This window comes from Arthrobacter sp. K5 (assembly GCF_040448525.1).
Taxonomy (GTDB): Bacteria; Actinomycetota; Actinomycetes; order Actinomycetales; family Micrococcaceae; genus Arthrobacter; species Arthrobacter globiformis.
The window spans coordinates 4580683-4593229 of sequence record NZ_CP159279.1 but is presented as its reverse complement, the minus strand read 5'-3'; the positions used below and the strand labels follow the sequence as shown (position 1 = coordinate 4593229).

The following is a 12547-nucleotide window of genomic DNA, read 5'->3' as shown; positions in this document are numbered from 1 at the left end:
CCGGCGCCTGGTTTATTAGCCGGCGTAGGGGTCGGCGATGCCGATGTACTGCGTGTAGAGGTATTCCTCGATGCCCTCGAGGCCGCCTTCACGGCCCAGGCCGGACTGCTTGACGCCGCCGAAGGGTGCTGCAGCGTTGGACACAACACCGGCGTTCAGGCCGAGCATGCCGGTCTCGAGCCGCTCGCCCATCCGGATGCCGCGGTTGAGGTCCTTCGTGAAGACGTAGGCCACCAGCCCGTATTCGGTGTTGTTGGCCAGGCGTACAGCGTCGTCCTCGGAGGAGAAGGTGGTGATCGGGGCGACAGGGCCGAAGATCTCCTCGGACAGGATCCGGGTGCCTTCGCTGACGCCCTTGAGGATCGTCGGCTGGTAGAAGTACCCGGGGCCTTCCACCGGGGCGCCACCCACCACGGCGGTGGCACCGGCGGAGACGGCGTCGGTGACCAGTTCGTGCACCTTGTCCCGGCTCTTGGCGTCGATCAGCGGGCCGACCTTGGATTCGGGCTCCGTGCCGCGGGCGGTGGTCATCTCCTTCATCTTCGCGGCGAACTTCTCCGCAAATTCGTCGGCCACGGACTCGTGCACAATGAAGCGGTTCGCGGCGGTGCAGGCCTCGCCCATGTTCCGCAGCTTGGCCAGCATGGCCCCGGCGACGGCGGCATCGACGTCGGCATCCTCAAACACCACGAACGGGGCGTTGCCGCCCAGTTCCATCGAGGTCCGCAGGACGGTTTCGGAGGCGTCGGACAGCAGGCGGCGGCCCACCTCGGTGGACCCGGTGAAGGAGAGCTTCCGGAGACGGGAGTCCTTGATCAGCGGGCCAGTGGTGGCGCCGGCCGTGGACGTGGGGATGACGTTCAGGACGCCGGCGGGCAGTCCGGCTTCCTGCATGACGGCAGCGAACAGCTGCGAGGTCAGCGGGGTCAGGTTGGCGGACTTCAGCACCATCGTGCAGCCGGCCGCGACGGCGGGGGCGATCTTGCGGGTGGCCATGGCCAGCGGGAAGTTCCACGGCGTGATCAGCAGGCACGGGCCCACGGGCTTCTTGGTCACCAAGAGGCGGGACTTGCCATCCGGGGAGACAGAGTAGCGGCCGAAAGCACGGACGGCTTCCTCGGAGAACCACCGCAGGAACTCGGCGCCATAGGTGACCTCGCCGCGTGCCTCGGCCAGCGGCTTGCCCATTTCCAGGGTCATCAGCAGCGCGAAGTCCTCGGCGCGCTCGGTGACCAGTTCAAAGGCGCGGCGCAGGATCTCGCCGCGCTCCCGCGGCGGCACCTTGGCCCAGGACTCCTGGGCGGCGGCGGCCGCGTCCAGGGCAGCAGCGCCGTCCTCAGCGCCGGCGTCGGCGATGCTCAGCAGTGTCTTCCCGGTAGCGGGATCCTCGACGTCGAACGTCTTGCCCGACGCCGCGGGACGCCACTCGCCGTTGATGAGCAGGCCGGTGGGAACAGACGCGAGCAATTCGCTTTCGCGTTCTGCGGTAGCAGTGGACTGTGTAGTAACAGACACGGTGACTCCCTCGTCAGCAATCGGATTGCCGGTTATGTGCAGCTCCCGCATACGGCGTGCCGCCGCCTGCCGCCCGCTGCTAGCTTGGCTGGATTAAAGCCACGGTACTGCCGGGATCTCCGCAGTGTCTACGCATCGGCGCACTGCCGGTGGCGCCATTCGTTGTGCAGCTGCACAGCCGCCTCGGCAGTGCCGCCGGCGGCTGGAAGCGCACCGTTGCGGCGGGGTCACCGGATCGGGGAGGTCACCGCGCCGCGAGCACGGCGGAGTACAGCTCCCGCTTGCTGACGCGGGTTTCCTCGGCGACGGCCGCCACGGCTTCCTTGAGCCGGACGCCCTTGGCCACGAGTTCGTTGACGGCGGCGACGCCATCCTCCGGCGAGCCAGGGGCACGCTCCGGGGCGCCGGCCACCACGACGGCGATCTCGCCGCGCACCTCGCTGGTCTCCGCCCATTGCAGCATCTCGCGGAGCGAGCCGCGGAGGACTTCCTCGTAGGTCTTGGTGAGTTCGCGGCAGACCGCCGCGCGCCGGTCCGGGCCGAAGCGCTCGTGCAGTGCCCGCAGCATGGCCTCAAGCCGGTGCGGGGCCTCAAAGAAGACCATGGTGCGGCGTTCGGCGTCGAGATCCGCCAGACGGGCGGCGCGTTCGCCGGCCTTCCGCGGGAGGAAGCCTTCGAAACAGAACCTGTCGGTGGGCAGGCCGGACAGGGCCAGGGCGGTGAGGACAGCCGACGGGCCGGGGACGGCCGTGACCGTAAGGCCGGCGGCGACCGCGCCTTCGACGAGCCGGAAGCCGGGGTCGGAGACAGCGGGCATGCCGGCGTCGGTGACCATGACAAGGGTTTTCCCGGCGCGGACCTGCTGCAGGAGCTCCGCGGTCTTGGTGGCCTCGTTGTGCTCGTGGTAGCTGATGATCCGCCCGCTCACGGCGACGTCCAGGCTCTGTACCAGGCGGTGCAGGCGGCGGGTGTCCTCGGCAGCCACAATATCCGCCGTGGCCAGCAGCTCCACCAGCCTTGCTGAAGCGTCGCCCACATTGCCGATGGGTGTTGCCGCCAGGACGATCCGTCCCGGACCGCCGCTGCGGAGGTCCTGCTCCCTTCCGCCGGCGGTGTCTGCCGGTTCTGCACTGCTGGAAGGGTCGGAACTGCTGTCAGGGGCGGTGCTCGCATCATGGTCCACGGATCCAGCCTACTGCCGCCTGGCCTGCTCGCCTCTCCCAGGTTCCAAGCGGCCGCAAACGGTAGCATGGGCTCGTGACACAGACCTCCGTGCGGCCTGACGGGGCCGAACCAGCAAGTACCCCGGCTTCCGCACCCGCCACGGAAGGCCGCGGCCCGCACGTGCAGCGCTGGATCAGCCGCCCCTCGGAGGCCTTCACGGCAGCCGCCCTCACGCGGCGCCTGATCGGCGGCATCCGCACCTGGCGGGACTACCCGCCGTCGCTGCGGCTCTGGTTCTGGCTGGTTCCCGCGCTGACCGCCGTTGTGGGCGGGATCCTGAGGTTCGTCCGGCTGGATGTCCCCCGCAACCTCGTGTTCGACGAGACGTACTACGTCAAGGACGGCTACTCGCTGCTGGTGAGTGGCTACGAGCGGAGCTGGCCTGACAAGGCCAACGACGCATTCGTGGCCGGCAACCCCAACGTGCTGCTGAACACCCCCGAATACGTGGTGCACCCGCCCGTGGGCAAGTGGATGATCGCGGCCGGTATGTGGCTGTTCGGCGCTGACAATCCCTTCGGCTGGCGGTTCGCCGCGGCACTGACCGGGACCCTGTCGGTCGCCCTCGTTGCGCTGATAGCCCAGAAACTCTTCGGCTCCCTGATCCTGGGGGCAGCAGCCGGGCTGCTGCTCGCCGTCGACGGCCACCACCTCGTCATGTCCCGAACATCGCTGCTGGACATCTTCCTCATGTTCTGGGTCCTGGCGGCATTCGGCGCGCTGCTGCTGGACCGCGACGACGGCCGGCGGCGGCTGGCCGCCAGGCTCGGCAGGGCGGCGGCTGCCTCCCCCACCGGCAGGCCATCAGCGCTCCTGCTCCTGTCCGGCCCGTGGCTGGGGGTCCGCTGGTGGCGGGTTGCGGCGGGCGTCTGCCTGGGCCTGGCCGTCGGCACCAAGTGGTCGGCGCTGTTTTTCCTGGCCGGCTTCGGGCTCCTGACGGTGTTCTGGGACCTCAGCGCCCGCCGGATCGCCGGCATCCGCGGCTGGGTCAGCGCCGGAATCATCAAGGACGGGCTCCTGGCCTTCCTCAGCACCGTGCCCGTGGCCGCCGTGACGTACGCCGTCAGCTGGACGGGATGGTTCCGGTCGACCGATGCCTACTACCGGCGGTGGGCGGAGACGAACCCCAGCGCGGAATGGGGCTGGCTGCCGGACTCTGTCCGGTCCCTGGCGCACTACCACCTTGAGGCCTACAAGTTCCACCAGGGCCTCAGCTCGGAACACCCGTACGAGGCGAGCGCCTGGAGCTGGCTGGTGATGGGCAGGCCCACCTCGTTCTTCTACGAGTCCCCCAAACAGGGCACCCCCGGCTGCGATTTCGCCAACTGCACCACGGCCATCCTGTCCGTCGGAAACCCGCTGATCTGGTGGAGCGCCGCCATCTCGCTGGTGATCCTTTTGTTCTGGTGGGCGGGCAGGCGCGACTGGCGCGCCGGGGCCATACTGGCCGCCGTCGGCTCCGGCTACCTGCCGTGGTTCATGTACCCGGAACGCACCATGTTCTTCTTCTACGCGGTGTCCTTCGAGCCCTTCCTGGTCCTGGCGCTCGTCTACTGCCTGGGCCTGGTCCTGGGGAAAACCAGCGACCCGCCGTGGCGGCGGCGTTCCGGGCTGTACGGGGTGGCCCTGTTCGTGGTGGCCGCGGTCCTGATCTCGTCCTTCTTCTACCCGGTCTGGACCGCCGAAATGATCACCTACCAGGACTGGCGGCTCAGGATGTGGATGCCCTCCTGGATCTGAGGCACGATTGCAGGTGGAGACCCGACGTGATCAGCAACGAAATGGAGACCCGCCTGTGAGGGAAGCAAGCACGGAACTGATGGTTGCCCTGGAGGACAGCAGCAACGTCACCGACCTGCTCCTGGACTGCTACCGGCACAATCCTTCGCACGCCGTCTACGCCCGCCGGGACGCCAGCGGCTGGCAGAACGTCACCGCCGGGCACTTCCTGGACCAGGTCACGGCACTGGCCAAAGGCCTCATTGCCGGTGGTCTGGCCCCCGGGGACACCGTTGCGGTCCTTTCTGCCACCCGCTACGAGTGGACACTGGTGGATTTCGCCGTCTGGTTTGCCGGCGGCGTGACCGTGCCCATCTACGAAACCTCCTCGGCGAGCCAGGTGGAGTGGATCCTGTCTGACTCGGGCGCCGGGCGGGTCTTCGTTGAGGACCGGCAGAAGGCGGCGCTGCTGGAGCAGGTCCTGTCCGCCTCCAGCGTCCTGGCCGGCCGCCTGGTGCCGGTGGTCCGGATGGATTACGACGGCGACGCCCCCAACCTTGCCAGCCTCGCCGGCGCGGGGGCGGGGGTGTCAGACGCCGAACTGGAGCGGCACCGCTCGGCAGCGGCGTTGTCGGATGTTGCGTCCCTCGTCTATACCTCCGGAACCACCGGCAGGCCAAAAGGCTGCGAGATCACGCATGGAAACTTCGCCCTCGTGGCCCGGAACATCGTGGCCTTCCTGCCCGAACTGCTGCAGCAGGAGAACGCCAGGACCCTGATGATCCTGCCGTTGGCCCATGTGCTGGCCAGGGCCGTCCAGGTGGTGTGCCTCACCGCCGGTGTCACTCTCGGCCACACTTCGGGAAACGCACAGCTGCTTGATGACCTGGGAACCTTCAAGCCGACCTTCCTGCTCGCTGTGCCCCGCATCTTCGAGAAGATCCGCGCCGGAGCGGAACAGAAGGCGAAGGATGCCGGGAAGTCGCGGCTGTTCAGTGCCGCCGCGGGGGTGGCCGTCCGCTATTCGCAGGCGCTTGATGCCGCCGCGCGTGGCGAGGGCAGCGGCCCGGGCGCCATGCTGCGGGCCCAGCACGCTGTGTTTGACCGCCTTGTGTATCCCCGGCTGCGCCAGGTGTTCGGCGGCAACATGAAGTACGCCGTTTCCGGCGCGAGCCCGCTCAATGCGCGCGATGCGCACTTCTTCAGGGGCGCCGGGATCGCCGTGCTCGAAGGCTACGGCCTGACGGAGACGACCGCGCCCTGCACGGCGAACACCGCCGGCCTCACCCGGGTGGGCACGGTGGGTATCCCGGCGCCGGGCACCACCATCCGCATCGCCGAGGATGGGGAGGTCCTGGTCAGCGGCATCGGTGTGTTCAAGGGCTACCACGCGAACGAGGCGGCTAACGCCGAGGCGTTCACCGACGGCTTTTTCCGCACCGGGGACCTGGGCTCCCTGGACGCCGACGGGTTCCTCACCATCACCGGCCGTAAGAAGGACCTGCTGGTCACGGCTGCCGGCAAAAACGTGGCACCCGGGCCGCTTGAGGAAAAGATCCGCGAACACCGGCTGGTGGGCCACGCCGTGCTGGTGGGTGACGGGAAGCCGTTCATTTCTGCCCTGGTCAACCTCGACGCCGAAGGCCTCAGGCACTGGTGCACCGGGCGTGGCATTCCGCCGCTCAGCCCCGCGGAAGCCTGCACGGACCCCGCGGTACGCAGTGCCATCCAGGAAGCGGTGGACCAGGCCAACAGCCTCGTGTCCAAGGCCGAATCCATCCGCAAGTTCCAGGTCCTGGACGCAGCCTTCACCGTGGAGTCCGGGCACCTGACGCCCTCCCTCAAACTCAAGAGGGCCGCCGTCGTCAAGGACTTTGCAGCGGAAATCGAGCGGCTGTACGGCTGAGCAGACTGATCTGCCCGGAAGCCGCTACAGGTTCACGGGCCGTACGGTGCCTGCCTCCGGAGCGTCGTCGTTCACGTCGTTGCCATCCGGGCCGTCACCCTTGCGGCCCTTCCGTGCCGGTGCCAGGCCGCGGCGCCTGCGGGTGGGCCAGGTCAGAATCAACGTCACCACAGCGGTAATCAGGACAAGCGCGGCGATGACCAGTCCGGCGTCGATCCAGAACTGCCCGGGGAAGAGCCGGATGAGCGTATCCTCCAGCGCAAACGTCCAGGAGCCGGCGGCGAAGAAGATGCGGTGGAACTCGGTAAAGAACTGCTGCCAGCCGAGGGCAGCGAGCGTGCCCAGGCCGATGATGAGCACCAGCGTCACGATGGAGCCGGCGAACAGCCCCCGGCGCACTCCGCCGGGCGTGCGCCGCCGTAGGTAGATGATCGCGATGATGCTGATCAGAATCATCAGTGCCCCGGCCCCGAACGCGGACAGGAAGACGAGCTTCACATCGGCCATGTGGCTGACCTCGCCGTCCTTAAACAGCTTTTCGCCGCTGCGGTTAACCAGTTCGCCCAGGTAGCGCGGACCGGACCAGTTGCTCAGGTAGTCCACGGCGTAGGAGCCGTAGGTCATGCGGTCGTCCGCGTTGAAGCCGTAGCCGTCCCCGGGGAAACCGGGCCGGTGGTACTCGGCCCACAGGAAGAGCGGGCTGGTCACGGCGCGCACGGCAAGGACCAAAAGGATCACCGGATAGAAAATGGCCAGCAGGACCTGGAGGAACCGGGGCAGCACCGGCTTGGCGCGGGCTGCCTGCTCGCGCTCGGCGTTGCGGCGCTCCACTTCCTCCTGCGGCGGGCGCACCTGCAGGGCGGATGTGGGGAGCGGCTCACTGTAGTGGGTGCCCATGGAGGAGGAGGAACGGACCGAGGACGGAGCATCGGACCGGGGCGGCTGGCCTGCCGCCGCGCTCCGGTCAGTTTCGGCACTCTCGGCCGCGGCCGCCTCGGCAGCCTTGCGGTCGGCACGGCTTTCCGGCTGTCCGACAGCGGGATCTGCGGAGCCGGACGCGGAACGTGCAGGACCGGTGGCGCCCTCCCCCTCGGCGGCGCGGGCTGCAGGCGCGGGCTTCATCCATTCAAACGCCGGCTCGTCGGTGTCCTCCGCGGGAGCCGGAGCGGGGTTCGCCGCCGGATCCAGCCGCGGATCAAGGCGTCCGGACGGTGTCGGAGTATTGTCTTTCACTGCAGCTTCACTTCCGTAGGCGTCCACGCTCCATGGCCACCGGCAAGGCCGGGCCAGGCAGCGCTTTGTATCTCCCCAAGAGCCTACCGTCAGCCGCTCCGGCACCGCGATGTGCCACCCCGCCGCCTGCGTCGAATATTCGGCTGGCGGTAAGAATCAGGCCGCGAGTTCGGTGTAGCCGGCGTCCTGGCTGCCCAGGTCGCCGCGGGCGCCGGCGCGGTAGGCCCGTCCCCCGCAGACCAGCACATATAACCAGTATGCCGCCAGCACAGCCGCGCCGATACTGATCTTTGCCCACACCGGCAAGGTACTGGGCGTAACAAAGCCCTCCACGAGGCCCGACACAAACAGCACCAAAACGAGGCCCAGCGCCACCGTGATCATGGACCGGCCCTCTGCTGCAACGGCGCGCGAGCGGGTCCGGGTGCCTGGCGACACCATCGCCCAAAAGATTCTCAGCCCGGCCGCGCAGGCCACGAACACCGCCGTCAGCTCCATCAGGCCGTGCGGCAGGATGTAGCTGAAAAACACGTCAGTCTTCCCAACCGCGGCAAACATCCCCGCGGCCACCCCCACACCCTGTGCGTTGGCGAACAGGATCATGGGCACCCAGAAACCGGTGATGCCCAGGGCGACGGCCTGGGCGCTGATCCAGGCGTTGTTGGTCCAGACGGCGCCGGCAAACGACGCCGCAGGGTTCTCCGAGTAGTAGTCAATGAAGTCCTCCTCGACATACCGCTGGACTTCCGCTTCCGAGGCGACAGCACGCAGGGCCTCGGGTGAGGTGCCAATCCACAGTGCGAAAGCGCAGCCGACAAGGCAGAACGCGGCGCCGCAGGCCACCGTCAGCCAGCGGATCCGGTACAGAGCGGCCGGAAGGGACAGCACGAAGAACTGCGCCAGGTCTTCCATGAAGTTCGACCGCACGCCGGTGAAGCGGGTGCGCGCCTGCGCCAGCGTGGCGGACAGCGACGCTGACAGGCCGCTTTCCGGCCCGGTGGAACGCAGCAGGGAGAGGTGGGCGGAGGTCACCTGGTACAGGCGCAGCAGTTCATCGGCGTCGGCGCCGCTCAGGCGCCGCTTGTTCGCAAGGTGATGCAGCCGCGACCATGTGTCCGAGTTGACGGCGGCGAAGGCGTCCATGTCCACGCTCCTACCCTAGCCTGCGGAGAACTAGACTTTAGGCGACCGGTGGCCGGAACGACGTACGGGGCAGGAATTGAGTCCACTCATCACAGGCGAGGCAGTCGTCCTTGAACTCCGACCGGCGTCCTTCGCTGCCCGCTCCCTCGGTCTTATTCTCGACGTCGTGGTGCATTCCGCGCTGCTGATCGCCATCCTGATGGCAATGGGCGCCGCCCGGGATGAACTGGACGAGGCGGCCGCCGGGGCGCTCACCCTGGTCAGCGTGGTGTTGTGCTTCGTCATTGTCCCGGCAACGGTGGAGACCCTGACCCGCGGCCTCTCGCTGGGCAAACTGGCGGCCGGGCTGCGGATAGTGCGTGACGACGGCGGGGCCATCCGTTTCCGCCATGCGGTCATCAGGGCGCTGATCGGCTTCCTGGAGATCTACCTGACCTTCGGCGGCGTTGCCATCACCGTCGCGCTCTTCGACAGCAGGTCCCGCCGGCTCGGGGACATCGTGGCCGGTACCTATTCGCTGCGGCGCCGGGTCCCGGTGGAACCCGCAATCGTCCCCGTGGCTCCGAGGCACCTCGCCGCCTGGGCGGAAGCCGCGGACATCGGCCGGATTCCGGACGCCCTGGGACGGCGTGCCGCGCAATTCATGCGCCAGGCGCCACGGATGTCGCCCCTGTCGCGCAGCGGCATGGCCGCAGCCCTCGCCACCGAGATGTCCGGATATGTGGCACCGTCACCGCCACCGGGAACCACTCCACACGACTACCTGGCTGCCGTGCTGGCCGAACGCCGCACACGCGAACTCCGCAGGCTGGGCGCGGCACGCAGGGAAAGCAACCGGATCGCGGAACGGCTGCACCGGCTCCCGTTCACGGCGGCCCGGGACAGCTAGTACTGTCTCTACCGCTTCGCGTGCTGGGGTTTACCGCTTCGCGTATTGGGCCCAGGGAATGTTCCAGTCGCCGTAGCCCTCGAGCGGCTCGACGGGGGCGGCGCCCGTATTCAGGACCTGGACGACGTCGCCGGACTTCATGTTGTTGAAGAACCAGGCTGCGTCCACGGGCAGCAGCCCGACACAGCCGTGGGAGACGTTGGATACGCCCACGTAGCCCCATGCCGATTCGAGTGCCTGGTGGACATAGACGCCGGAGGACGTGAGCCTGTTGGCGTACTCCACGGTCAGCGGCGGGTAGTAGCCCTTGTCGCCGGGCTTCAGGCCGATGCTGCCAGCGTTGAACTTGGAATGCCGTTCCTGCTCCATGATCACGGCGTAGCCGGACGGGGAAAGCCAGTCCGAGCCGCCCAGGGTGACGGGCGCGGTCCTCACCAGCTTGCCGTCGAAGTAAACCTTCATGGTTTTGGTGTTGTCATCCACCACTGCCAGGCGCTGCTGGCCCACCGTGAACTGCACTTTGGCGTTGAAGTTGCCGATCATGCCCTGACCGAAGTCCACCCCGAACAGCTTCATGTCCACGGTGACCTGGGTGTTGGACGCCCAGAACTTCTCGGGGCGGATGCGCACCTTCTGATCCGAGTACCAGTGCCAGGCGACGGGCTGCTTGGAGGAGACAGTGATCTTGACGGCCTTTTCAACCGCCGCCTTGTTGATGACGGGTTCGCTGAAGACGATGTCGATGGGCTGTCCTGCGCCAACCGTGGAGCCGTTCTCCGGGTACACGGCGGCGTCCGCCTCATTGGCGGGCTCCACGGTGGTGAAGGTCTGGACCTTTTTGGTTTCCCGGCCCGCCTCGTCCACGATGGTGTAGCTGTAGGTGTACGGCGTGTTGAAGAGCAGCGGGTCCACGGCCGTCCACGTGCTGCCGTCGGCGCTCACAGTGCCCTTGACGGACTCTCCCCCGGCGGCCGGGACCAGCACGACGTCCTGGACGCGGCCGTTGACCGCCTTGACGGAGGGCGCCACCGCGGGGTTGACGCCCTTGGCGCCGTCGAGCGGTGTCACGCCCAGTTCGACGGCCTTGACCACGGGGGTGGCCAGGCCTGGTTCGTTGCGGACGGGGCTGGAAGCCTCGGATTGCGGTGCGGGATTGGCCCAGCCAGGCGCCGTGGCGACGCCGATGCCGCCGGCGGCAACGGCAGCGCAAATGGCAACGACGGCGATGATTTTGCCGGTTTTCCGGTTGTTCTTTTCCGTCATGACTGGTTTCTCCGTGTCCCACCGGGTTGCCGATCGGCATCCGTCGTGTGCCCAGCGGTAGCGCTGACCAGCCAATTTTATCGCACGGCGGAGCTAACCCCGGCCGCCCTGGAGTTCCACGGCGTGCCGGGGTGCGGGGTTAGGGTCTGCGGCTAGTAGCGGTAGTGCTGCGGCTTGTACGGGCCGGCCACGTCCACGTCCAGGTAGTCGGCCTGGTCCTTGGACAGTTCGGTCAGCTCAACACCCAAGGCATCGAGGTGCAGGCGTGCCACCTTCTCGTCCAGGATCTTGGGCAGTACGTAGACCTGGTTTTCGTATTCCCGCTCGCCTTCGGGCTGGTCCTTCTTGGTGAACAGCTCGATCTGCGCGATGGTCTGGTTGGCGAAGGAGTTGCTCATGACGAACGACGGGTGGCCGGTGGCGTTGCCCAGGTTCAGCAGCCGCCCTTCGGACAGGACGATGATGGACCGGGTGCTGTCCGCGGAGTCGCCGCCGAAGACCCATTCGTGGACCTGGGGCTTGATCTCGACCTTCCGGATGCCGGGGATCCGGCCGAGGCCTGCCATGTCGATTTCGTTGTCGAAGTGCCCGATGTTGCCCACGATGGCCTTGTTCTTCATGCCGGCCATGTGCTCGGCCATGATGACGTCCTTGTTGCCCGTGGTGGTGATGAAGATGTCGCCCTGGTCCAGCACGCTTTCCAGCTTGGCCACCTGGTAGCCGTCCATGGCTGCCTGAAGCGCACAGATGGGATCGATCTCGGTGACGATAACGCGGGCGCCCTGGCCGCGGAGCGCCTCGGCGGCACCCTTGCCGACGTCGCCGTAGCCGCAGACGACGGCGACCTTGCCGCCGATGAGGACATCGGTGGCCCGGTTGAGGCCGTCCGGCAGTGAATGCCGGATGCCGTACTTGTTGTCGAACTTGCTCTTCGTCACGGAGTCGTTGACGTTGATCGCCGGGAAGAGCAGCTTGCCCTGTTCGGCGAGCTGGTAGAGGCGGTGCACGCCCGTGGTGGTTTCCTCGCTGACGCCGTGGATGCCGGCGGCGAGCCGGGTCCACTTCTTCGGGTCCTCGGCCAGCGTCCGGCGCAGCACGTCAAGGACGATCCCGTATTCCTCGGGGTCGTTGGCCGCGGCTGCCGGAACGGCCCCTGCTGCCTCGAACTCCACGCCGCGGTGCAGCAGCAGCGTGGCGTCGCCGCCGTCGTCGAGAATCATGTTCGGGCCCAGCTCAGGGTTCGCGTCGGCGCCGGGCCAGGTGAGGATCTGCTCAGCGGTCCACCAGTATTCCTCCAGCGTTTCGCCCTTCCAGGCGAACACGGGAACGCCCTGCGGGTTCTCCACGGTGCCGGTGCCCACCACCACTGCGGCGGCGGCCTCGTCCTGGGTGGAGAAGATGTTGCAGGAGGCCCAGCGGACCTCGGCGCCGAGTGCGGTGAGGGTCTCGATGAGCACGGCGGTCTGTACCGTCATGTGCAGCGACCCGGCGATCCGGGCGCCCTTGAGGGGCTGGCTGGGTCCGAATTCCCGGCGCAGCGACATCAGCCCCGGCATCTCGTGCTCGGCGAGGCGGATCTGGTGGCGCCCGGCCTCGGCCAGGGAGATGTCGGCAACCTTGTAATCGAACGTCATGGGAATCCTTTGCTGTGTCCG

General features: G+C 67.7%; 9 protein-coding genes. 3 read left to right on the top strand and 6 right to left on the bottom strand.

The features are described from left to right. Positions 1–15: 15 nt before the first annotated feature. Both ABRP34_RS20945 and rsmI read right to left on the bottom strand, forming a co-directional pair. The gene (locus tag ABRP34_RS20945) at positions 16–1515 is read right to left on the bottom strand and encodes an NAD-dependent succinate-semialdehyde dehydrogenase (RefSeq protein WP_353711648.1); all 1500 of its coding nucleotides are present in this window, start codon (positions 1513–1515) and stop codon (positions 16–18) included. Between the two features lie 244 nt (positions 1516–1759). After that, positions 1760–2581, bottom strand: coding sequence for a 16S rRNA (cytidine(1402)-2'-O)-methyltransferase (rsmI, locus tag ABRP34_RS20940; RefSeq protein WP_353713431.1), 822 nt, complete (start codon positions 2579–2581; stop codon positions 1760–1762). Positions 2582–2772: 191 nt separating this feature from the next. Between rsmI and ABRP34_RS20935 the strand changes: the two genes are divergently transcribed. Together ABRP34_RS20935 and ABRP34_RS20930 are read left to right on the top strand one after the other, a co-directional pair. After that, positions 2773–4479, top strand: a complete 1707-nt coding sequence (locus ABRP34_RS20935) for a phospholipid carrier-dependent glycosyltransferase (RefSeq protein ID WP_353711647.1) — start codon at positions 2773–2775, stop codon at positions 4477–4479. A 55-nt stretch (positions 4480–4534) separates the two neighbouring features. Then, entirely contained in the window at positions 4535–6364 is a 1830-nt protein-coding gene (locus ABRP34_RS20930) for an AMP-dependent synthetase/ligase (RefSeq protein ID WP_353711646.1), read from the top strand. A gap of 24 nt (positions 6365–6388) precedes the next feature. On the opposite strand, the gene ABRP34_RS20925 is transcribed toward ABRP34_RS20930, so the two are convergent. Further along, positions 6389–7597 carry a TIGR01906 family membrane protein gene (locus ABRP34_RS20925; protein ID WP_353711645.1) on the bottom strand — a complete coding sequence of 403 codons (1209 nt, stop codon included), beginning with the start codon at positions 7595–7597 and terminating at the stop codon, positions 6389–6391. Positions 7598–7753: 156 nt separating this feature from the next. Next, entirely contained in the window at positions 7754–8746 is a 993-nt protein-coding gene (locus ABRP34_RS20920) for a stage II sporulation protein M (protein ID WP_353711644.1), read from the bottom strand. Positions 8747–8816: 70 nt separating this feature from the next. Here ABRP34_RS20920 and ABRP34_RS20915 point away from each other — a divergent pair, with 70 nt between their 5' ends. Continuing rightward, entirely contained in the window at positions 8817–9629 is an 813-nt protein-coding gene (locus tag ABRP34_RS20915; protein ID WP_353711643.1) for an RDD family protein, read from the top strand. A gap of 30 nt (positions 9630–9659) precedes the next feature. Here the strand turns inward: ABRP34_RS20915 and ABRP34_RS20910 are convergent, their stop codons facing one another. Both ABRP34_RS20910 and ahcY read right to left on the bottom strand, forming a co-directional pair. Then, on the bottom strand, positions 9660–10892 hold the full coding sequence (locus ABRP34_RS20910; RefSeq protein WP_353711642.1) for an Ig-like domain-containing protein: 1233 nt from the start codon (positions 10890–10892) through the stop codon (positions 9660–9662). Between the two features lie 152 nt (positions 10893–11044). Then, positions 11045–12526 carry an adenosylhomocysteinase gene (ahcY, locus tag ABRP34_RS20905; RefSeq protein WP_003797960.1) on the bottom strand — a complete coding sequence of 494 codons (1482 nt, stop codon included), beginning with the start codon at positions 12524–12526 and terminating at the stop codon, positions 11045–11047. Positions 12527–12547: the final 21 nt, after the last annotated feature.

Excerpts from the sequence above, each read along its gene's own strand:
- ABRP34_RS20910 (WP_353711642.1), bottom strand. The coding sequence starts at position 10,892 with ATGACGGAAAAGAACAACCGGAAAACCGGCAAAATCATCGCCGTCGTT.
- ahcY (WP_003797960.1), bottom strand. The coding sequence starts at position 12,526 with ATGACGTTCGATTACAAGGTTGCCGACATCTCCCTGGCCGAGGCCGGG.